Origin of the sequence: Streptomyces sp. NPDC088246, from assembly GCF_044741025.1 — a bacterium.
Classification (GTDB): Bacteria; Actinomycetota; Actinomycetes; order Streptomycetales; family Streptomycetaceae; genus Streptomyces.
In genome coordinates this window covers 150,314-169,834 of record NZ_JBIURV010000022.1, presented here as the reverse complement: position 1 = coordinate 169,834, position 19,521 = coordinate 150,314, and the positions used below count along the sequence as shown (strand labels likewise).

Below are 19,521 nucleotides of genomic sequence, written 5' to 3'. Positions count from 1 at the left end.
TCCCGGTCTCCCGCAGGATTCCGGCCTTCAGGAACGCCTTGACCAGGGCGAGCACGCGCTTGTCCTTGACCCGGTCACGCACCCGGTCCATCAGGATCGTGTGGTCGATCGAGTCGAAGCACGCCTCGATGTCCGCGTCCAGGACCTGGCGATAGCCTTGGGTGCCCCAGAAGTGGATCTCAGCGATTGCGTCGTGCGCCCTCCGGTTGGGCCGGAATCCGTAGGAGACCGGCATGAAGGCGGCCTCGAAGATGGGTTCCAGCACCAGTTTCAGTGCAGCCTGGACCACGCGGTCGGCCACGATCGGAATGCCGAGACTCCTCAGCTTCCCACCGTGTTTAGGGATCATCCGTTCGCGTACCGGCAGTGGTCGAAACGTCCGTTGCCGCAGCTGCTCGCGCAACTGGTCCAAGAACACATCCACGCCCACCTGCTCGGCGATGGAGCGGGCTGTGGCCCGATCCACGCCGGCGGTGCGGGCGCCGGTATTTCCGGCGACCCGGTCCCACGCCATCGCGAGGAACCTGCGGTCGCATACCAGGTGGTACAGATCATCGAAGCGGTAGCCGGGATCGGCCACCGCCCAGCGGTGCAGCTTGGTCTGCATCTCCCGTACCCGCAGCGGACGCACCAAAGGCGCATCGCACTGCCCGGCCGAAGTCTCCACCCCGGCGTCTTCGGGCATTGCAGTCCCCTTTCTACTCGTAACCCGCTGCCGCCCTTCGCCATGTACGCGGCTTTCCCGCGCTCGGACTACTACGGCGGCTCCGCCCCGCCCCGGCCCGTTCGGACGACGGTGGACCCAGCCCGGATCTCCGCGCCGGATGCGCGGCCCGTGGCAGGACCGGGACGGTTCCCGTGTTCACTTGTGATCGCTTGTCGGAGTAGGCGCCCGGCTATGCCCCGGCGGCATCGCCACGGTTACGCCGCAGACCTTCACCGTGGCCTTGCGCGGCAGCGAACGAGACCACCGCACAAGTCGCCCGCCCGAACAGAAAGGCGAGCGCGCACCGCTCCCAGCCCAGATCCGCCAGATTCGAGCTGGTGGGATTCGTTACGAGGCTTCTCACACCGGTTTCTCGCGTACACCTCTCCGTCGTGCTCGCCGGGCACACGGCCATCTGGCAGTACTGGCCCCGCCCCGGCTTTGTCAGGGCTGCTTCCCGCCCTCCCCGGCACCTCCCGGATCAGGCTGCCCTCAGCTTCAATCTCGCTGCTGCGACAGCGGATTGGTGCAGGTCTTTCACCTCCACTCGATCAACAAGCGCCTCACGGCGCACTCGCTCCACCACCCAGCGGCGGGGCAGGACCTTGAAGCCCTTGACGTCGTCGGTCCGCTTCACGATCTCGACAACGATGTTCAACGCGTCGCGAGCCCACGAAAGCAGCGTGGAATCAACGGAGTTGGCGTATCCGCCGTCGGCCCACACCAGACTGACCGTGCGGAAGCCGGCGGCGAGCCGGGCCAGGACGATGCGGCCTCCGGCCCGGTCCTGCACGGAAGCGGAGGTGACCGCGACGAACAGCAGCAGCAGGCCCATCGTGTCCACGATCACGTGTCTCTTCCGCCCTGTCGTTCGCTTGCCCGCATCGAACCCACGCGCCTCGCCGCCCTCGCTGGTCTTGATCGACTGGGCGTCGATCACGGCGGCCGACGGCTCGGGATCGCGTCCGGCCCCGACCCGGACCTGGCGGCGGAGCTCGTCGTGGACGCGGTCCCAGGTGCCGTCCCGGCGCCACTTGGTGAACCAGCGGTGTGCCGCGTCCCAGGGCATCAGATCGCGCGGAAGCATCCGCCACCGGCAGCCCGACCGCAGCACGTAGAACACCGAGTCGAGCACCAACCGGTCCCCGTACTTGCGCATCCCGCCACCTTTGCGCAGGTCACGTGCGGGAAGGAGCGGCTGGATGATCTCCCACATCTCATCGGTCAAGCTGGACGGATAGCATGGGCCGCTGACGGCCTCGGAGTTGTCGCACTGGCACACACCACGTGATCATTCCGGGGCCGTCGTCATGCCCGGAAGGCAGATCACGACCGTCACGCACCACGCATGATCAGCCACCCGACAGGCTCTCAGACGAATTCCCTCAAGACGTCGAAAGGCTGTGGCCCCGCCTGCTGAGCGAGCAACGAGCACATGGCCTGGTTCCACTCCTGTGCTGGCCCACCGCCATGGGAAGACCGCTCAGCCTGGACCACACCGACGCCGTCCGCCTGGACGAGGTGCTGGCCGCGGGCTTCGCCGAGTACCGCCGCAGGAGGCTGCCGCTCTGGACGGACCCGACGCCGGCCCCGGCACCTGAGGGAATCGAGCCGTGGCCGCACGACCCCGGGCCGCCTTTCGAACAGTGGCCGGGCCTGGCAACGGAGATGCCCCTTGCCTCTGAAGGCCCCACGCCCGAGGAGGCCGCGTCAAGCCTGCTGGCCGGGCTCATCGAGGCGGGCCGGTTCGGGCTGGACGAGTGCCGCCTCGTTCTCGTCCCTGCCCATCGCAGCAGCGATGCTCCGGCGTTGATCGGGTGGTCCGCGGAGGCACCACTCCCTCTGCCGTGTGCACTCCTTCGGAGCTGGGAGGACCGCTTCGGTGCCCAGGTCGTGGCGGTGTTCGGCAGCGAGCTGCACGTCTCGGTCGCGAGACCTCTCGTTGAAGCAGAGCACGCGAGCCTGCTCGCTTTGGAGCACGTGTTGTCGACCGCGGACAACATCGTCGATGACCCGCCCACGCCGTTCCCCGAGTACGCGACGGACCTTGTGGGGCGGACTTCCTGGTCGTTCTGGTGGGACTAGGCATGACGGCCGGGCTGCCTCCCTCGTTGGGTCGGATGTGACGTTGACCGATGCGCAATGGGCGCGGCTCGAGCCGCCGCATGGACTTGCTTGCGATCCTCGATGAGGCGGTGGCCGCCCTCAAGGCTCCTCTGGGAGAGGACGACCGAAGCCAGGGCTGGACCGATGATCTCCGGAGAGAGGCTCAGGAAGAGATTTCGATCAGCCGTTCAGTACTGCGCCGCCACGGATCCGGCATGGTGCGGTACCTACGTCCGCGCCTTGACGAGTGGATGGAAAGCGAGGAGATACGGCCGAGACGCCTTCAGCACCTGGTGTCGGACGTGCAGCGGCGACTCGTGGACGCTCGCAGCACGGTGTGAGGCACACCGGCTGAACTGCGATCCGAAGCTGACAGGCCGATCAAAGGAACCGTCAGCCAGGCAAAGCACCCGCCAACTACGAATCATCACGGCCCCCTGACGGGCGGCTCCCCAGAGGCGACGCGCCGTGTAGCGCTCAAAGTCACACCAGGTCGGCGAGTGGTACGTCGATCGCGTCGGCGATGGCCGCGAGTGCGGCCGGGACTCCGGTACGTCTGTGGATTGGCCAGAGCGACACTCCTCTTTGTATCGTGGTGAAACAAACTTGTCTCACGTAGAGGATGGCCCCCTTGCCCAGGTCAGAGACCATTGGTGTTTTCAAGGCATTGCTCCTGGACATGGACGGCACCCTCGTGAACTCCGACGCCGTCGTGGAGCGCTGCTGGCGGCGCTGGGCACTGCGGGAGGGGCTCGACCCGGAGGCCGCGCTCAAGGTGGTTCACGGGCGGCAGGGATACGCCACCATGGCGGTGCTCCTCCCGGACCGTCCGATGGAGCAGAACTACGCGGACAACCGGGTGATGCTCGCCGAGGAGACCGCCGACACCGACGGCGTCGTCCCGATCGCCGGCGCACCCGCCTTCATGGACGCGATCGCCGGGCTCCCGCACGCCCTGGTCACCTCGGCCGACGAGGCGCTGGCCCGGACCCGGATGGCCGCGTCCGGACTCCGGATGCCGGTCACTCGCGTCACCGCCGAGAGCGTCGGCGCGAGCAAGCCGGACCCCGAGGGCTTCCTCAAGGGCGCGGCCGAGCTGGGCTTCGCCCCGGCGGACTGTGTCGTCTTCGAGGACTCGGAGGCGGGCATCGCAGCGGGCCGGGCGGCGGGCATGCGCGTCGTGGGCGTCGGCCCGCGGGCCGCGGCACTTTCGCCCGACGCGCATGTCGAGGACCTGACTCAGCTCCAGGTGGAAGCGGCGGCCGACGGTTCGATCCGGCTGCACATCAGCACGCGATAGCCGGCCCCCGGCGGGCCTCGGTCCGCGACAGCCGGCCTCCGGCAGTCCTCAGTCCCGGTGCAGCCGTCCCCGTGCCACCAGTTCGAGCACGGTCGCGACGGCCACCGCCTGTACGGCCATGAGCGCCACCAGTACGAACAGCTGCACGGCCCCCGCCTGGACCGGCGAGGCGCCGCCCAGCAGCATGCCCACAAAGGCGCCCGGCAAGGTGACGAGCCCCACCGTCCGCGTCTGGTCGAGCCCCGGCAGCAGCGCGTCCGCCGCCGCGGGCCGGGCGATCTCCAGCCTCGCGTCACGGTCGAGCAGCCCGAGCGCCATGCCCGCCTCCACCTCCCCGCGCCGGGTCGTCAACTCGTCCAGCGCGCGTCGCCCGCCGAGCACGGTCGCGGTCAGCGCACCCCCGATGAGGATGCCGGTCACCGGGATCAGCGCGATGCCCCGGACCGGGACGAGTCCGGTGAGCAGCAGCAGGGCGACCACCGGCGCGACCCCCGCCCCGATCGGCAGAAACGCCCACCACCAGGTGCGATTGCGGGTGATCCGGCGGCCCGCGGTCCGTACCGCCACGGCGTACATCAGCGCCACGAACGCGAGCAGCGGCGGCAGCGAACGGACCACCCAGCCGATGAGCAGGGAAACCGCGCCGAGTTGGACCGCGGCCCGCAGCCCGGCCAGCAGGATCTCGCGCGACCGGCCGAGCGAGGCCAGGGCGGCGACGGAGGCCGCCGCCGCGAGCAGCAGGGCCAGGACGACCCCGAGCGTGATGTTGACCCGTAGCAGCACGCCGTAACCCTACGACCGGCCAGGCTCGGAGTCCCTGCGCAAATCGGCCTGCCGCACCACCGAATTGCCGGTGCGTCAGTACGTGCGCCCGCGCAGATGCGGACGTACGCCCCATGCCTCAGCCCTGTTCGTCAGAACTCTTGATTGTGACGTGCCCATGTCGCCACTCTGTTACCTGGCGCCCACCCCACGGAAACCTGGCGCCGCCACGATGGCCGGGCCCCACGGGTCACCCGTCCAAGGTCCCCCCACATCAAGGGAGTTCGCATGTCAGGTGTCTACGCGCGTCGCATCGCTGTCGTCGCCGCATCCGCCGCCCTCGCCGCAACCACCGGACTGCTCACCGCCCCCACCGCCCAGGCGGCCATGCCCACCCCGGTCTCCGCATCGACCGCCCGTACCTATCTGAGCGAACTGACAGTCGCCGCGGAGGGCTCGTCGACCGGCTACAGCCGCGACAAGTTCCCGCACTGGATCACCCAGTCGGGCACGTGCAACACCCGTGAGGTCGTCCTCAAGCGGGACGGCACGAATGTGACGCAGGACTCCAGCTGCGCAGCCGTCAGCGGAAGTTGGTACTCGGAGTACGACGGCGCCACCTGGACCGCCGCCTCCGATCTGGACATCGACCACATGGTCCCGCTCGCCGAGGCCTGGCGATCGGGCGCCAGCAGCTGGACGACCGCCCAACGGCAGGCGTACGCCAACGACCTGACGCGCCCGCAGCTGATCGCGGTCACCGACAATGTCAACCAGTCCAAGGGTGACCAGGACCCGGCCAGTTGGCTGCCCTCGCGCACCGCGTACCGGTGCACGTACGTGCGCGCCTGGGTGCATGTGAAGCACTACTACAACCTGAGCGTCGACTCGGCCGAGAAGAGCGCCCTGCAGTCCGTCCTGAACGGCTGCTGAACGACCGCTGCACCACACAGCGAGGACCGCGCCGGGCAACCGCGTCCGGCTCGCCCAGGAGGCGGGGCCGCTGAGCGGAACCGGCCCGCCCTCCCCCGTCGTTCCGTACCGTACGGAGCCGTGCACGCCGCACGGCTCCGTACCCGTACACCGGGACGACGCGAGGGGGGCACACCATGGCCGGGCTCCGGCTGGGACCACTGCTGCGGTACGTCGACCGGGAGACCGCCGCGACCGCTACCGTCCGGGTCGAGGCGGACCGGCCGCGCACGACCGAAGTCCGTTGCGTGGACGGCGCGTCGGGCTCAGCGGGCTGATGTCGTACTGGGTGTATCGGCATCTCGGCAATCTCTCCCCCGCCGAACCGACCGCCGCCCCGCTCTGCGCCGCGGTCCGCGCCACCCCGGACGGCACCGAGACGCTGCGCCGCTTCGCCGCCGGGACGGACGCCGAACCGCCCCGTACACGCTGGAGCCACCGGCGTGTTTTCGGCCGAGTACGGCTGCTGATGATGGACACCCGCGCGGCCCGCGAGCTCGACGAGCAGCGGCGGTCGACGCCCGGCACCGAAGAGGCGCACCGGGTGCGCGAGGAGGGCCTTGCCGACCCCGGTTCGTACGACCATCTCCTGATCGGCACTTCGCTGCCGTGGCTCCCGCCGCCGCTCGTCCACGACGCGGAGCAGTGGAACGCCGCGCTGTGCCGTGGCGAGCGCGGCGGGCCCGAGGGGCGCTGGGCGCGCTTCGGGGAGAAGCTGCGCCAACGCTCCGACCTGGAACATCGGGCGGCCTTCCCCGACTCCTTCCGGGAGCTGACCGAGCTGATCCGGCAGGCGGGCCGGGGGCCGGACGCCCGGCGTCGGTATGCGTGCTGTCGGGTGATGTGCACCACGCGTACATCACGGAGCCCGCGTGGCCGGCCGGGGTGCCCGGCGGCGCCCCGGGGCACGCGTCCTTCAGCTGACCTGCTCCCCTGTGCACAACTCGATCCCCGGCCCGCTCAGGGCCGGCTTCCACTTCGGCTGGAGCCGGGCGGGGCGGCGGCTCGGCCGGCTGCCGGCGCGGCACGGGCGGCGGACGGGCACACCTCCGGTCCACTGGCGCATGACCGGCGGGCCGTGGTTCGGCAATCAGCTCATGACACTCACCCTGCATGGCCGGAAAGCTGCGCCGACATTGGTTCAGGCCAAGGCAACTGAGAAAGGTGCGCAGCTGGAGACGGTGCTGAACCACCCCCTGACCGACAACCATGGGACAACTTTCAGCCAGTCAACCAAATGTTGAACTTGCAAGCATTGGTGAGGTTTCCCTAATCTTGGGCACTCAATCGGTTCACGTCCCCACCAGACCGAAGGAGCCCTCCCCCCATGCACACACGTCTGAACCAGGCTCAGCCCTACGCTCTCGGCCTGTTCCGGATCGTCGTAGGCCTGCTCTTCGCCTGCCACGGCGCCGCTTCCCTCTTCGGCGTCCTCGGCGGCGCGATGGGCGGCGGTTCCATACCCGCCGGAACCTGGCCCGGCTGGTACGCGGCGGTCATCCAGCTCGTCGGCGGCAGCCTGGTGGTGCTCGGCCTGGGCACCCGCACCGCCGCCCTGATCTCCTCCGGCTCCATGGCGTACGCGTACTTCAAGGTTCACCAGCCCGAGGCGCTCTTCCCGCTGCAGAACGGCGGCGAGCCCTCGGCCGTCTTCTGCTGGGCGTTCCTCCTGCTGGTCTTCACCGGCCCCGGCGCGCTGGCCCTGGACCGGCTGTTCAGCCGGGGCGGCGCAAAGAGCGACGGTCAGGACCGCGCACGCGAGCAGGTACCGGCCGTAACGGTCTGACGGCCGAAGTGGCGGCCCTGCTGACGGCCGTCACGGCCCGATCCGCACGGGACCGCCCCGCTCGCGGGCCGTTCCTCACGTACACCCGGAACCCGATCTTCCCATTTCTGGGTGTACGTGACCTTTCCAACATCGTCCATATTTGTAGATCACCGGATGAGCCTCAGGCGTACGCTGTACAGCTGGCCCTGCCGCTCCTGCCGCTCCCCTGCGACGTCGCGGCGTTGTTCCGATCGGGGAGTAGTAGGTGCTTGAGAGTGTGGGTGCGCTGACCGGCAGCCCATGGATCTACGCCGTGGTCGCCGTCTCGGTGCTCCTGGACGTCTTTCTGCCCGTGCTGCCCAGCGGAGTCCTGGTGATCGCCGCTGCCACGGCAGCCGCCGGTTCGACGACCGTCGCAGGCGCGGCCTCCACCACGCGCGCCGCCGAGCAGGTGCCCGAGGTCCCCTCCCTCCTCGCCCTGATCCTGTGCGCGGCCACCGCCTCGGTGCTGGGCGACCTCGTCGCGTACCGGCTGGCCTGGCGCGGCGGCGAGCGCCTGGACCGGGCCATCGCCCGCTCCCGCCGCCTCACCTCCGCGCAGGAACGCCTCGGCACCGCCCTGGCCCGGGGCGGCGGCATCCTCGTCGTCATTGCCCGCTTCGCCCCGGCCGGCCGCTCGGTCGTCTCCCTGGGCGCGGGCGCCGCGCATCGCGAGGTGAAGGAATTCCTGCCCTGGTCGGCCCTGGCGGGTGTGGCCTGGGCCGGTTACAGCGTCGGCCTCGGCTACTTGGGCGCCCAGTGGCTCGGCGCTACCTGGGTGGGCACAGCCGTTTCGGTCCTCGCCCTGTTCGTGGCGGGCGCCCTGGCCGCGTACGTCATGCGGCGCCCGGCAGCGGTAGCGGCCGTCCAGGCATCGACCGCGACAGCCACTACGGCGTCCTGACGGCGCCCCGTATCTCCAGACCGTCCAGCAGCCTGGCGGTCGCCTCGGCGATCTCGTCGACGGCCCGGTCGAACACCTCCTGATTGCGCGCGGCCGGAGCCCGGAAGCCGGACACCTTGCGTACGAACTGCAGGGCGGCGGCCCGGATCTCCTCCTCGGTGGCCTCTTCGGGGAGGGCGGGCGGGCGAAGGGTCTTGATACTGCGGCACATGTGTCCAGTGTGACCCGAGCCACTGACAACGGCGGGCGGGGGCGTGCGTCTGCGACAACGGGCGGGCGAGGCGAGCATCTGCCGATGGCATCAGCCACGCCTCACTTCGCCGCTCCCGGCTCCGCTCACCTCACCGCTCACCGCTCCGTTCGACTACGGGGATCTCGTACGTACCGTCGAGGATCTCCGGCCCCGGCGCGTAGAGCCCGAGCACGGGCCGGAAGTCCCCGTCAGGCGCGGGCAGCCAGTTCGCCGCCGCATCCGGGTCGGCCGGACGCTCCCTCTGGATGTGGATCGTGAGCGAACCGTCCTCGCCGTATACGAGACCAGGCGTACGGTCACCGATCGAGTACCGCGCGGCCGGGTTCTCGACGAGGCGGTGGTCCGGCAGGCCGTACATGGTCACGGACCAGAACGCTTCGACCGGCGGCTGCCGCTCGAAGCGCAGCACATAGGAGTGAGCGCCGTTGAGCTGCTCACCGTCGGCGTCGCGGAAGGTGTGGGCGTACACCGCCTCGTACCCGTGGCTCCCCCACAGCGCGGTCCGTGCCGCCAGCGCTCTGGCCGGATAGGAGGCCTCGCGGTCCGTGATGCGCCACTCCGGGGAGTCGATGACCCCGACACCGTGCCAGTCGAGGTTGTAGTCGAAGAGGTGCGGATCCATCTCCCAGCCCTGGCGTGCCACCGCGGACCGGCTCGCCTCCTCCACCAGCGCCCTGCCCCGCGCGAGGCCCTCGGTCAGTGCGTGTACGAGGGCGGGGTCGGCGGACACGTACGGCGAGGGCCCCTCCTCCAGCAGTTCCAGCGGCTGGAACCGGTCCTGGTACGCCTGGTCGGCCGCAGACGGCGGGAAGTCCGCCATCCAGACCCTGAGCTGCTCGAAGAACCTCAGCGGCTCCGGTACGTCGGGGTCGGGCGCGGGCAGTCCCGTGCGATGAGTACCCGGTTCGAGATGTGTGAGGGCGAACTGCGCCTGAAGGGCGCGCACCCGCCCCAGGTCGTCCGGACCGTCGCAGGCGTTGCGGCCGATGACGGAGACAACGGAGGTCGGTGCGTCGATCACCCCGCGCACCCCGTCGGGCACGCTGCCCGACCAGCCCGGCGGTACGACGAGCCAGTCCCCGGCCCCCGTACCGGTGGCACGGCGGCCGACGTACGCGAAGTTGTTGGTCCAGGCGTCCACGAACTGCAGCACGTAGTACGCGCCGGCCGTGTCGGGGACATGGAGCACGACCGGACCGCCGGAGAGGTCGAGGTGCGCGACCGAGTGGACGGTGTCGTTGTCGACGGAAACGAAGTGCGTGTAAGGGAAATCCAGTTGAGCGGAGTGCGCGAAGTGGTTGAAGGGGGTGGGCGGCAGCGGACCGATGCCCGTTTGCATGAAGTCCTCGACTGCCGACAGGCCATGGACCAGCGGACAGCCGTAGACATACGCCTCGGCGGCAAGAGCGACAAGCTCTTCCGTGTTCTCCTTCGACACCGCAGTCCTTTCACTCACTGCACCCGCTCACGGCAGAGCCGGCGTGGACCGGCCTCCGCCCAGGAAGGCCGAGTCGGGCCCGTACATCCTGACGGCTCAGATGACCGCCTTCGAGCCCTCCGTGCACAGGGCCCAGATGACGAATGCGTCGATGGCGACGGAGATGATCGCCCAGACCGGCTGGTACGGCAGCCAGATGAAGTTGACGATCAGGTTGATGGCGGCAAGCACCACACCCGTGGCACGGGCCCAGGTGGCGCCCTTGAGGATGCCCCAGCCGACACACACGAGCACGATGCCGAGGACGAGGTGGATCCATCCCCATGCGCTCACATCGAACTTGAACGTGTAGTTCCTGACACGTCTGTAGACCTCGTCGGAGGCGATACCGGTGATGCCCTTGATCACTCCGAGGACGCCGTCGACGAGAAGCAGCACGCCGGCGAACGTGATCCCCCCGGCCGCCCAGGGGTTGATGCGCCCAGGCTCGGCGGAACGGGCCGGGCCGGGCGTGGGCGCTGTGTGTGCCATGGAAACTCCTTGGCCGGGGCGGGACTGCAAGACAGAACCGACCCTGCGCGGCGCCTTCCCGGGCGACCACCCGGACGCGCCCATACGGGTGACGCCCCTGGAAGCGCGGCGGTGAAGCCGGGCATCCGTGTGTCACACAAGAACCCGCGTGCCCGGCTGCGGGGCACCTCTGATGCGGCTGCACCGGGTCGAACCTAGACTGACGAAGGCCCGAAACGTCCTGAATAAGGGAGATGTGCAGCATGGCCAAGCGAGGAAACAAGCGACGCGGCCGCAAGAAGAAGAACGCCAATCACGGCAAGCGTCCCAACGCCTGAGCCGACCGAGCGGACAGCCCGGGGGGACGCCGCCTCCACGATCGGGGCGTCCCGCCCGTGGCTGCAAGCCGAGCCGGCCGTCGGAGCGCACGAGCACACCGGTCGGCGCGACGGCGACGGTCGGTACGGTCCACGAGCTCATGCCCCATCAGAACCGCCGCTCCCGCCGGGTCTGGCCCGGCAGGATCTCCGGCGAGCCGGTCCGGCCCGCGCTGTCGACGCCGGGGCACAGCGCACGGCATGACAAGGGGCGACAGGGACACCGCACGCGCAGGGGTGACTTTCGGCAGTGCCGGGACGCCCCTCGGCTGCGTACCGTCGTACGGGTGTACAGAGCAATGATCAGCGGTGCGGCCCGGCGGGCCGTCGAACCGGGGAGCCTTCTGACCGTTGTAGCGGCGGTCTGTGTCGGGCTGAGCGCCGTCAGTTTGTGGTGGGCCCTGCCCGCGGCCGCGGCGGCCTTCTTCGCCGGCCGGGAGCCGGGAGGGACCGGACCCACGATCCTCGCGCTCGTCGCGGTCGTTGCGGGCGGAGTCGCGGCAGTGGCCCTGGTGCCCTCGTGGCTGCTGATGGCGGGGCGGTTCGTCGCTGTGGTGGTGGTGGCCGCGATGCTGCCCTGGTTCGCCGGGCGTTTCTGGCGCCAGTACCAGGAACTCGTCCGGGCAGGCTGGGAGCGGGCCGGCCGGCTGGAGCGCGAACAGCAACTCGTCGCCGAACAGGCGCGTTCCCGGGAGCGGGCCCGGATCGCCCAGGACATGCACGACGTCCTCGGGCACGACCTCAGTCTCATCGCCCTGTCGGCGGGCGCCCTCAAGCTCGCCCCGGGTCTCGACGAGGCCCAGCGGACCGCGGCCGGGGAGATCCGGGCCCGGGCGGCCGCGTCGGTGGAGCGGCTCGGCGAGGTGATCGGCATCCTGCGCGAGGAGGCGGACGACGAGCCGCCGCGGCCGCCCGGCACCGGCATTCCCCGGCTGGTCGAGGAGGCCGCAGCCGCCGGCCTCGCGGTCGCCCTGCGGATCGACGGCGACGCCGACGGGGTATCACCACCGGTCGCACGGGCCGCCCACCGGGTCGTCCAGGAGTCCCTGACCAATGCGGCCAAGCACGCGCCGCGCGCACGGGTGAACGTGGAGGTGACGCACACCGCCGAGGAGACGACGGTCCGGGTACAGAACGGACCCTCGCCCGCGCGGGGCGGCCCGGAGGCCGTACCGGGCACGGGGCGAGGACTGATCGGGCTCGACGAACGGGTGCGGCTGGCGGGCGGCACGTTCGAGCACGGTCCGTACGCGGGCGGCTACGCGGTCACCGCGCGGATGCCGCACACCCCGCCCGCCCGCCGACCGGCCGCAGCGCCCCGGGCGTCGGCCCCGGCACTGCCCCCGGAACACCGGCACGCCCGCAGTCGTGCCCGCCGCGCTCTGGCCACCGCGGTCGTGCTGCCCCTGGTGGCATGGGCGCTGCTGAGTGCCGCCCTCATGGGCTGGGACATCCGCTCGGCCCGGCAGTCCGTGCTGGACCCGGGCGACTACGCCCGGCTGCGGGTGGGACAGGATCGGGACACGGTGAAACGGCTGCTGCCCGAGCGCCAGACCACCCAGCGGCCGGTGGTGGCCGGGGAACCGACGGGAGAAGGCACCACGTGCGAGTACTACGCGATGACGGCGGACCGCTTCGACGACCGGTCCGGGGACACCTACCGGCTCTGTTTCCGGAACCGCAGGCTGATGTCCAAGGAGACCCTGACCCCATGAGTGCACCACGCAGGGAAGGGACGGTGAGCGGACGGTGATCCGGGTGCTCATCGCCGACGACGAGCCGATGATCCGCAAGGGTGTGGGCTCCGTTCTGTCCACCGATCCGGAAATCGACGTCGTCGCGGAGGCCGCCGACGGGCACGACGCCGTGGAGCTGGTCCGCCGCCATCGCCCGGCCGTCGCCGTGCTCGACATCCGGATGCCCGGGATGAACGGCATCGAGGCGGCGGCCGAGATCCGGCGCACCGTGCCGGAGACGGGGGTCGTGATGCTCACGACCTTCGGTGAGGACGACTACATCCTCCAGGCGCTCGGAGGCGGCGCCGCGGGCTTCCTGATCAAGTCGGGCGAGCCCGAGGAACTCATCGCGGGGGTCCGTGCGGTGGCCGACGGCGCCGCCTATCTGTCACCGAAGGTCGCGGCGCGGGTCGTCGCCCATCTCTCGGCGACGGGCGCGGGCGCTCTGGCCGGCCGCCGCACCGCCGCCCGGGAACGGGTCCGTGCGCTGACCGGCCGGGAACGCGACGTACTGGCCTTCCTCGGCAGCGGGCTGTCCAACGGACAGATCGCCCGGCGGCTCCATGTGGTGGAAGGGACGGTCAAGGCCCATGTGAGCTCCATCCTGGCCCGGCTGAGTGTGGACAACCGTGCCGCCGCGGCGGTCGTCGCCCACGAGGCCGGGATCGTCGCGCCTGCCGAGCCGCCTGCCGAGCGCTGACGCCGCGGTCCGGGCGAGCGGCAGGAAGGCGAGCAGCACGGCCGCCGTCACCGTACCCCCGAGGACCGCACCGGCCAGCACGTCGTGCGGGTAGTGCACCCCCACCAGGACCCGCAGCAGCGCCGCCGCGCCGGCCAGCGGCAGGGTGACGGCGGCGAGGCGCGGCCGCAGCATGGCCAGGCCCACCGCGAGGCCTGCGGCCAGGGTGGCGTGGTTGCTCGGGAAGGACCAGTCGCCAGGGGGCGGGCACTCGGCGACGGCCTCCGCGCCGCTGTGCAGGACCCGGCAGGGGCGTGCCTCGTCCACCACCTGCTTCACGGCCTCGCTGACCGCGTAGGCCAGTACGGTGCCGATGCCGGTGAGCACGGTACCGGCGGACAGTCGGGTGTCCCCACGCCGTACGGCACCCCACCAGGCCCACACCAACAGCAGCCCGAGCGCCACCAAGGTGCCCTCGGTGGCCACTTCCAGCAGCGGCCCCGTCCATGAGGGGCCGTCAGCCACCGCCCCGGTCAGCGACCGGTACGCGGACGCGGACGCGCCGCCCGTCACCTCCACGGCTCCGGCCCTGCCCAATCCGCCCGGGGCAAGCCCCGCGACGACGGCCGCGCCCGCCCCCAGAACGACACAGGCGGCCAACGGCCGTCCGTTCCGGGTCCTGTTTCTTCCGGTTTCTCGCTTCATGGGAAGTGAACCTAGAAGCCCAGGGAGCGGCAGACCCGGCCCGAAGGGCAAGGGCCTCCCCCTGACGATCGTCAGGGGTTGTGAGCTGCTGTCGGTTTGCTGAGCTGAAGTGCGTTGTAGTGAGCAGGAGTGAGTCCTGTCGGCGGGTTCACCGAGCGGGAACGGAAGTTCTGGGATCGAATGGGTGACCGTGACGTCTGCTGCTCGTTGGGCAGGTTTCCGGTCTTGGGGAGGGGTGTTGTGATGGGTGGTGTGCGGGAGTTGACGGCGCCCTTCGTGGCGCCCGGGCCGTGCGGGGTGGCGGTCCGGGACCGTCTCAAGCACCTCACCCCCCAGGACGAGAAGGTTCTGCGTGTGGTCGGTGAGCATCAGGACGCGCTCGCTTCCCGTGACCTCAGGGCCCGTTGTGCGGATGGTCTGGAGCACAGCAAGGAGACCTGGGCGGCACGCAAGCGGGACCTGACCGCCCAGTCGTCGTCGCGGATCGCCGGTGCGATCACCAAGGCCACGCACGATCAGTGGGCGCTGGCCCGGCGTTGCCAGGCCAGCGCACATCCAGACGCTGAAAGCCGGGATCAGGACGCTGCGGCGGCAGCGCCGAGCGGGCCGGAGGCAGGAGCGCGGGCGCAGCCAGAGCCGGGTGCCTTGATGAAGTAGAGAAACTCTTACCGCGCTACGTGCCTGGACCGGCTGCTGCGGCGGCGCCGACCTGAGTGGCGACTGCCGTCAAGTACTACCGTCAACGCCCCCGCAGCGGCTCGCTGCGGGGGCGTTCTGACTGGTGGGCGCGGACGGTTTCGAACCGCCGACATCTGCTTTGTAAGTTCGGCAGGCCCCCCTTGGCTGCCGGTGGGTCGCAGCTCACGGACGTCGCGAGGAACCGTGGAGGACCGCTGTCATCCACCGTCGTTGATGTCAGCCGTGGATGTCAGACCGCCCTGACATCCTGCGCTCGTGAGAATGACATGGGCCGACTTCTGGGCACTGATGGCCACACTGAACGGCGAGGCGACCCACGCGAACTGCCGACGCCTCGCGGAAGAACTGAGCCGCCGATCCGTCCCCGACATCATCGGCTTCGCGGAACGCCATGCCGAAGCTCTCCACCGCCTGGACCAGGAGAAGTTCGGCACCCTCCCCGTCGCCGACATGACGGCCCGGGACGGCAGCCCCTTCCCGCAGTCGGCCGACGGGTTCCTGTACGCCCGGTGCGCTGTGGTCGCCGCCGGCCAAGCCGTCTGGGAGAGCGTCTTCTCCGACGTCGACAAGTTCGCCCCGTACACCTCCACCGAGTACGACGGCGAATGGCTCCTGTACGTGCCGGAAGAGGCGTACGAGCTAGCCACCGGCGAGGAGTGGGACCGCTCGACCCGGTACTGCTTCGAGAGCTACTCCAACAGGGATGGCTGGCCGCACCTGCGGGACTGAGCCGGACTACCGCTTGATGGGGATCTCGTAGACGATCTCGCAGAGGGCGACGGGCACGACGATGTCCGCCGTCTCCACAGGCCGCCCTTGGTCGCTGTAGTAGGTCCGCCGGATGTGCGTGACGAGTGCGGCCTTCTGGGTCCCGAGCAGTGACGCCTCCTCTGCGGTTGCCTGCCGGGGCTCGGGCTGCTCGACGGCATGGCTGACCGTGACGCCGATCTCGGCCATCCGGTTCACGACGCCAGCCCCGGCATGAGGTCCGCCCTCGGGAAGGACAACGAGGGTCCCGCCGGTGAGGTCGTACGGCTCCCAGCTCGTCGACAGTTGCACCGGCCTGCCATCGGCCAGAAACTCGTACGCGGTCCGGACGCACAGGTCGCCTTCAGCGATACCGAGGCGCGTCGCGATCTCAATCGGAGCCGGAACCTTGGCCTCGGTCCGACTCTCCCAGTCCCCGTACTTACCTACGGCCTTCGTGTCCGCACGGAACGGGGAATCGTCACGCTGCTCGCGTGCCGAGGAGCGGACCACCCGGACGCGCCGACGAGGTTCGGCGACATACGTGCCGGAACCCGCGCGGCCTTCCAGAACACCCTGGGAGATCAGCAGCTCCTGCGCCCGGCGGACCACGTTCTCACCGACGCCGCACTCCTGGGCGATCTGGGCGCGCGACGGCAGCCGGTCCCCCGGCGTCCACTCATGCTCCGCAATCCGTTGCCGAAGGATGTCCGCGACGCGGAGATAAGGCGGCTGCTCAGGCATATGGAAAATCTAGTCCACTAGCCCTAATCTAGTTAACTAGCTTCACGTAAAGTGATCAACTGGCGACGGAGACACCTGTGCCCGCTTCCGAACTAAGCACCGAGGACATCGCCGCCCGGTTGTCCGCCGCCGGACTCACCACACGCGTGGAACAGCACGCCCAACACACATCGATCGAAGCGGAGGTGCCGGACACCTTCCCCGCCGAGTCATGGCGGGAGGTCTTGGAAGTCGTGGCAGAGGCAGATCGATTCGGGGCTTCTCACCAGCGACGTGAACGGCCGCACCTTATGGGCCGCCGTACGCAAAGCGGCCCCCGCGACGGGCGACGTCCGGGGACCTGGCCATCAGCGATATGAGCTGATCAGCGTGTTCAACCGTATCCGCCGTGCCGTCTCACGCACCAGTGAGCGGTACCTCCCGAAGGGCCGGCACCGCCGCCCCTCAACGCCTGTCCGATCCACGGTCGTTCACCTCGGACACTCCGACTGGCCCACGCTGTTCATGGGGCAGCACCGAGGCCGCATGGACGTTCTCGCAGGCGAGGAGACCGCGCTCGTCCGCCCGTACGTGCTGGCCAGCGAGGAACGTACGAAACGGCGCTCGACGGCCGTACCTCACGATCCCTTCGCGCACACCTGGTTCGCACCGGCGGAGGCTCTCTGATGCCTCCTCGTCAGCAACCACGCGTGACGCACGCGAAGGCCGTCCCCTACAGGTCGAGCTCGTGCCTGATCGGCACGCACCGCGAGTGCGCGCTTTCCTCCCCCGCCGTGGCACCGATCGGCGTCCCCGTGGTCTACGAGGCATGCAACTGCCCCTGCCACCCGGCGGTCGCTCCCATCACACCGAAGGAGGTGACCCAGTGAGGAGATGGGCACCCAGCGGCGCGCTGGCCGCCAACGTCGAGATCACCTCGGCCAGCGTGCAGCGTGGCGACGTCATCCAGATCGGCGGTCAGCCGTGCCGTGTGGCCGACCTCTTCCAACTGCCCGGTGAGGCAAAGCGGCTTCTTTTCGAGTCGGGCGAACTGCTGACCATGCACTCTCGGACCCGGCTCGTCGCCCTGCGGATGCTGAGAAGGCGGTGATGCAATCCGTGGCTTCCCGCCGTCACGTCATCGCAGACGACCTTCGGAAGCAGATCTCGACCGGTCGAATCAAGGCCGGCGAACGTCTCCCTTCCGAGGCGCAGCTCGCCTCCCGCTACGCGGTCAGCACGCCGACACTGCGGAGCGCCCTCGCAGTTCTCCAGGGCGAAGGGCTCGTCGAGAAGATTCACGGCAGGGGGAACTTCGTCCGCCACCCTCTCCGCAGAATCACGTACGTCGGCGGTAGTCTCAAGCCCGCCGCGCAGACCGCGGCCGACTCGCCTCTACACGTCAGCATCCGCACCACCAATCTCCCGGCGCGAGGGCATCTGGCCGCTCTGCTGAGGGTGTCAGCAAGCAGCCCACTGACCGAATTCCTCTGCCTCAGCCACGAGGGGAAGTCGCCGCACAGCCTGGCCCGAATCTACGTCCCTCGCGACCTGGCGCCGGCCGACGTGCCCGGCAAGTCGCTTTGGTACGAGGGGGTGGAGGCGCGGCTGGCAGAGCTCCGCCCGCCACTGGCCGAGGTCCGGGAGAAAGTCAGCGCACGCTTCCCAACACCAGAGGAAACGGCGACCCTTCGGATCAGCTCGGCCCTGCCCGTACTCGCAATCACACGCGTGGCGGCCGACACCACTGGACGCGTGGTCGAGGCGGCGCTCCTGGTGCTCCCCGGCGACCGCGCCGACGCAGCCTTCACCAACCACACGATGAACGAAGAGAGGGGGACGGAAGGGTGACAGCCCACAACGAGCTGCGACTCCTCCCGTGGTCAGGCCCCGAGGGCAAGCCCTGCTTTCTGAGCAGCGACGACAGCAGCGGCCACCTGTCCCGCCTGGCTGACAACACCGAAGCGGTACAGCTGGGTATGGCTGCCGAACTTCTGGAGCACGCGTTGGAAGTCCTGGGTGACGAGAAGGCGGAGCCGGATGAACTGCGGCTCTTGTCGACGGACCTGACTGGAGCTCTACGGGACGTGCTCCGTGTAGCGACAAGCCGCGGTCACCGCCTGGCGATACCGGATCTCGCCGCTTCTGAAGGAGGAAACCAGGGACCTCGGCTACCAGCGGCGGCCTTCGGCCAGCAGTAGCGCACATCCAACGGTAGAGAAGCCCCAGACCGAGTCTGGGGCTTCTCTACTTGCATCCAGCTGTGAGAACGCTTGACCGTGCTTGGACCGGCGGCTAACTCACTCGTGGTTGCCGACCGAGACCCCTCGACCGCTTCATCCCGAAGCAACTTGGGCGAGGGCTCTCCCTTGGGGTGGTGTGCCTCTCACGATGGTCCGCAGGCGTCCGCGCTTGTTCGCGGGTGTCCGTCGGCGTTGTCACGCAGTTAGATACTCACTCTAGGCCTTGCGGTCAATCGGCCAGGCTCCGAATCAGCAACGCACCTAGGGCGCTGGTGATGCCGGACAGGAAGCTAAGGGCGACTTGCCGGATACTCGCCGCTGAATCTGGAGGCCGGACGCCGGCTGCTTCGGAACTTCTGAGCGAGCACTGATGCCGGGCCTGTCGCTTACTCTTGCGTGACATGCGGGTCTCCTCTTCTCGATGGCTGACTCGTTGGGAGGGCCCCGTCCAACCGTCTGCTGTAGGAGGCGCCGGTGGGATTGGGGCCCTCAGTGCGTCCAGAGTCTAGGCAGCTGACGGGCCAACAGAAGACAAGCATTTCGGAGCTTCAGGCTCCGGATTCTTAATGCCTGACACGCGCCCGCGCGGGCGTGCGCGCGATACCACAGAGATCACCGTGTGGCAGATCATATGCGACGTCGCCGCCCTTTTCTCACCCACGGCGTGGCCTCCGACTTCCAGTCCGGTGTGGTGCGTGTAGCCCTGGCTCTTCGTGCCCGCGCTCGCTGCTTCGCCGAGGGCAGCAGCCTGAGGGAGACGCGGCGGGCGCGTTCCTCCTGCGCCAGGCGATGCGCTTGCACTGCGTCGAGGGACTTTTGCCACTTCTCGATGACCGTGACGCTGTAACCCGACA

The 19,521-nt window shown here is 69.5% G+C and carries 22 protein-coding genes and 4 pseudogenes; 18 read left to right on the top strand and 8 right to left on the bottom strand.

The features are described 5' to 3' along the window. A partial coding sequence (locus ACIPEK_RS28275; protein ID WP_402001496.1) for a reverse transcriptase domain-containing protein occupies positions 1-685 on the bottom strand: 685 nt, incomplete at its 3' end. 502 nt (positions 686-1,187) lie between these two features. Next, the gene (locus ACIPEK_RS28270) at positions 1,188-1,934 is read right to left on the bottom strand and encodes an IS5 family transposase (RefSeq protein WP_402001493.1); all 747 of its coding nucleotides are present in this window, start codon (positions 1,932-1,934) and stop codon (positions 1,188-1,190) included. A gap of 242 nt (positions 1,935-2,176) precedes the next feature. On the opposite strand from ACIPEK_RS28270, the gene ACIPEK_RS28265 reads away from it, so the two are divergent. The 3 genes from ACIPEK_RS28265 to ACIPEK_RS28255 all read left to right on the top strand — a co-directional run bounded on the left by ACIPEK_RS28265 (position 2,177) and on the right by ACIPEK_RS28255 (position 4,112). After that, positions 2,177-2,791: a DUF4253 domain-containing protein gene (locus ACIPEK_RS28265; protein WP_402001490.1), complete on the top strand. Its 615-nt coding sequence runs from the start codon at positions 2,177-2,179 to the stop codon at positions 2,789-2,791. Positions 2,792-2,841: 50 nt separating this feature from the next. Continuing rightward, entirely contained in the window at positions 2,842-3,153 is a 312-nt protein-coding gene (locus tag ACIPEK_RS28260) for a hypothetical protein (protein WP_402001487.1), read from the top strand. Positions 3,154-3,443: 290 nt separating this feature from the next. Next, the gene (locus ACIPEK_RS28255) at positions 3,444-4,112 is read left to right on the top strand and encodes an HAD-IA family hydrolase (RefSeq protein WP_402001484.1); all 669 of its coding nucleotides are present in this window, start codon (positions 3,444-3,446) and stop codon (positions 4,110-4,112) included. A 48-nt stretch (positions 4,113-4,160) separates the two neighbouring features. Here ACIPEK_RS28255 and ACIPEK_RS28250 read toward each other — a convergent pair whose 3' ends face one another. After that, the gene (locus ACIPEK_RS28250) at positions 4,161-4,895 is read right to left on the bottom strand and encodes an ABC transporter permease (protein ID WP_402001481.1); all 735 of its coding nucleotides are present in this window, start codon (positions 4,893-4,895) and stop codon (positions 4,161-4,163) included. 267 nt (positions 4,896-5,162) lie between these two features. On the opposite strand from ACIPEK_RS28250, the gene ACIPEK_RS28245 reads away from it, so the two are divergent. From ACIPEK_RS28245 to ACIPEK_RS28225, 5 genes and pseudogenes are all read left to right on the top strand, one after another. After that, the gene (locus ACIPEK_RS28245) at positions 5,163-5,807 is read left to right on the top strand and encodes an HNH endonuclease family protein (protein WP_402001478.1); all 645 of its coding nucleotides are present in this window, start codon (positions 5,163-5,165) and stop codon (positions 5,805-5,807) included. A 176-nt stretch (positions 5,808-5,983) separates the two neighbouring features. Continuing rightward, on the top strand, positions 5,984-6,124 hold the full coding sequence (locus ACIPEK_RS28240; RefSeq protein WP_402001515.1) for a hypothetical protein: 141 nt from the start codon (positions 5,984-5,986) through the stop codon (positions 6,122-6,124). Further along, a pseudogene (locus tag ACIPEK_RS28235) lies at positions 6,112-7,090 on the top strand (alkaline phosphatase family protein); the annotation flags it as partial. The gene ACIPEK_RS28240 and the pseudogene ACIPEK_RS28235, both read left to right, overlap by 13 nt. 83 nt (positions 7,091-7,173) lie before the next feature. Further along, complete coding sequence (locus ACIPEK_RS28230) at positions 7,174-7,632, top strand: DoxX family protein (protein WP_402001475.1); 459 nt, start codon at positions 7,174-7,176, stop codon at positions 7,630-7,632. Positions 7,633-7,879: 247 nt separating this feature from the next. Then, entirely contained in the window at positions 7,880-8,557 is a 678-nt protein-coding gene (locus ACIPEK_RS28225; protein ID WP_402001472.1) for a DedA family protein, read from the top strand. Here ACIPEK_RS28225 and ACIPEK_RS28220 read toward each other — a convergent pair. From ACIPEK_RS28220 to ACIPEK_RS28210, 3 genes are all read right to left on the bottom strand, one after another. Further along, positions 8,544-8,768, bottom strand: coding sequence for a DUF2277 domain-containing protein (locus ACIPEK_RS28220; RefSeq protein WP_383069652.1), 225 nt, complete (start codon positions 8,766-8,768; stop codon positions 8,544-8,546). The genes ACIPEK_RS28225 and ACIPEK_RS28220 overlap by 14 nt on opposite strands. A 130-nt stretch (positions 8,769-8,898) precedes the next feature. Next, on the bottom strand, positions 8,899-10,248 hold the full coding sequence (locus ACIPEK_RS28215; protein WP_402001469.1) for a DUF1254 domain-containing protein: 1,350 nt from the start codon (positions 10,246-10,248) through the stop codon (positions 8,899-8,901). A 96-nt stretch (positions 10,249-10,344) separates the two neighbouring features. Continuing rightward, the gene (locus ACIPEK_RS28210; RefSeq protein WP_402001466.1) at positions 10,345-10,779 is read right to left on the bottom strand and encodes a hypothetical protein; all 435 of its coding nucleotides are present in this window, start codon (positions 10,777-10,779) and stop codon (positions 10,345-10,347) included. 242 nt (positions 10,780-11,021) lie between these two features. Here ACIPEK_RS28210 and ACIPEK_RS28205 point away from each other — a divergent pair, with 242 nt between their 5' ends. The 3 genes from ACIPEK_RS28205 to ACIPEK_RS28195 all read left to right on the top strand — a co-directional run bounded on the left by ACIPEK_RS28205 (position 11,022) and on the right by ACIPEK_RS28195 (position 13,571). Next, positions 11,022-11,096, top strand: a complete 75-nt coding sequence (locus tag ACIPEK_RS28205; protein ID WP_373302405.1) for a 50S ribosomal protein bL37 — start codon at positions 11,022-11,024, stop codon at positions 11,094-11,096. Between the two features lie 326 nt (positions 11,097-11,422). Beyond that, complete coding sequence (locus ACIPEK_RS28200) at positions 11,423-12,850, top strand: sensor histidine kinase (protein ID WP_402001463.1); 1,428 nt, start codon at positions 11,423-11,425, stop codon at positions 12,848-12,850. A gap of 34 nt (positions 12,851-12,884) precedes the next feature. Beyond that, positions 12,885-13,571, top strand: a complete 687-nt coding sequence (locus ACIPEK_RS28195; protein WP_402001460.1) for a response regulator — start codon at positions 12,885-12,887, stop codon at positions 13,569-13,571. A 39-nt stretch (positions 13,572-13,610) separates the two neighbouring features. Here ACIPEK_RS28195 and ACIPEK_RS28190 read toward each other — a convergent pair. Continuing rightward, positions 13,611-14,255 (bottom strand): annotated as a pseudogene (locus ACIPEK_RS28190) (phosphatase PAP2 family protein); the annotation flags it as partial. A 243-nt stretch (positions 14,256-14,498) separates the two neighbouring features. Here ACIPEK_RS28190 and ACIPEK_RS28185 point away from each other — a divergent pair. Together ACIPEK_RS28185 and ACIPEK_RS28180 are read left to right on the top strand one after the other, a co-directional pair. Next, a pseudogene (locus ACIPEK_RS28185) lies at positions 14,499-14,850 on the top strand (IS200/IS605 family accessory protein TnpB-related protein); the annotation flags it as partial. A gap of 365 nt (positions 14,851-15,215) precedes the next feature. After that, the gene (locus ACIPEK_RS28180) at positions 15,216-15,683 is read left to right on the top strand and encodes a DUF4240 domain-containing protein (RefSeq protein WP_402001509.1); all 468 of its coding nucleotides are present in this window, start codon (positions 15,216-15,218) and stop codon (positions 15,681-15,683) included. 6 nt (positions 15,684-15,689) lie between these two features. Here the strand turns inward: ACIPEK_RS28180 and ACIPEK_RS28175 are convergent, their stop codons facing one another. Then, positions 15,690-16,445 carry a GntR family transcriptional regulator gene (locus tag ACIPEK_RS28175; protein ID WP_402001457.1) on the bottom strand — a complete coding sequence of 252 codons (756 nt, stop codon included), beginning with the start codon at positions 16,443-16,445 and terminating at the stop codon, positions 15,690-15,692. A gap of 77 nt (positions 16,446-16,522) precedes the next feature. Here ACIPEK_RS28175 and ACIPEK_RS28170 point away from each other — a divergent pair. The 5 genes and pseudogenes from ACIPEK_RS28170 to ACIPEK_RS28150 form a co-directional block, all read left to right on the top strand. Further along, a pseudogene (locus ACIPEK_RS28170) lies at positions 16,523-16,799 on the top strand (hypothetical protein); the annotation flags it as partial. A 171-nt stretch (positions 16,800-16,970) separates the two neighbouring features. Continuing rightward, positions 16,971-17,111 carry a hypothetical protein gene (locus tag ACIPEK_RS28165; protein ID WP_256259558.1) on the top strand — a complete coding sequence of 47 codons (141 nt, stop codon included), beginning with the start codon at positions 16,971-16,973 and terminating at the stop codon, positions 17,109-17,111. Positions 17,112-17,310: 199 nt separating this feature from the next. Further along, positions 17,311-17,535 (top strand): hypothetical protein, encoded by a 225-nt coding sequence (locus ACIPEK_RS28160; RefSeq protein WP_079179290.1) that lies wholly within the window; start codon positions 17,311-17,313, stop codon positions 17,533-17,535. After that, entirely contained in the window at positions 17,535-18,275 is a 741-nt protein-coding gene (locus ACIPEK_RS28155; protein WP_402001454.1) for a GntR family transcriptional regulator, read from the top strand. The genes ACIPEK_RS28160 and ACIPEK_RS28155 overlap by 1 nt, the downstream gene beginning before the upstream one ends. After that, positions 18,272-18,625, top strand: a complete 354-nt coding sequence (locus ACIPEK_RS28150; protein ID WP_402001451.1) for a hypothetical protein — start codon at positions 18,272-18,274, stop codon at positions 18,623-18,625. The genes ACIPEK_RS28155 and ACIPEK_RS28150 overlap by 4 nt, the downstream gene beginning before the upstream one ends. The last annotated feature ends 896 nt before the right edge of the window (positions 18,626-19,521 follow it).

Bases quoted from the DNA above. Each gene is read 5' to 3' on its own strand.
- ACIPEK_RS28220 (WP_383069652.1), bottom strand. From the start codon at position 8,768: ATGTGCCGCAGTATCAAGACCCTTCGCCCGCCCGCCCTCCCCGAAGAG.
- ACIPEK_RS28165 (WP_256259558.1), top strand. From the start codon at position 16,971: ATGGACGTTCTCGCAGGCGAGGAGACCGCGCTCGTCCGCCCGTACGTG.
- ACIPEK_RS28245 (WP_402001478.1), top strand. From the start codon at position 5,163: ATGTCAGGTGTCTACGCGCGTCGCATCGCTGTCGTCGCCGCATCCGCC.
- ACIPEK_RS28230 (WP_402001475.1), top strand. From the start codon at position 7,174: ATGCACACACGTCTGAACCAGGCTCAGCCCTACGCTCTCGGCCTGTTC.
- ACIPEK_RS28260 (WP_402001487.1), top strand. From the start codon at position 2,842: ATGCGCAATGGGCGCGGCTCGAGCCGCCGCATGGACTTGCTTGCGATC.
- ACIPEK_RS28210 (WP_402001466.1), bottom strand. From the start codon at position 10,779: ATGGCACACACAGCGCCCACGCCCGGCCCGGCCCGTTCCGCCGAGCCT.
- ACIPEK_RS28240 (WP_402001515.1), top strand. From the start codon at position 5,984: ATGGCCGGGCTCCGGCTGGGACCACTGCTGCGGTACGTCGACCGGGAG.
- ACIPEK_RS28265 (WP_402001490.1), top strand. From the start codon at position 2,177: ATGGGAAGACCGCTCAGCCTGGACCACACCGACGCCGTCCGCCTGGAC.
- ACIPEK_RS28180 (WP_402001509.1), top strand. From the start codon at position 15,216: ATGACATGGGCCGACTTCTGGGCACTGATGGCCACACTGAACGGCGAG.
- ACIPEK_RS28155 (WP_402001454.1), top strand. From the start codon at position 17,535: ATGCAATCCGTGGCTTCCCGCCGTCACGTCATCGCAGACGACCTTCGG.
- ACIPEK_RS28175 (WP_402001457.1), bottom strand. From the start codon at position 16,445: ATGCCTGAGCAGCCGCCTTATCTCCGCGTCGCGGACATCCTTCGGCAA.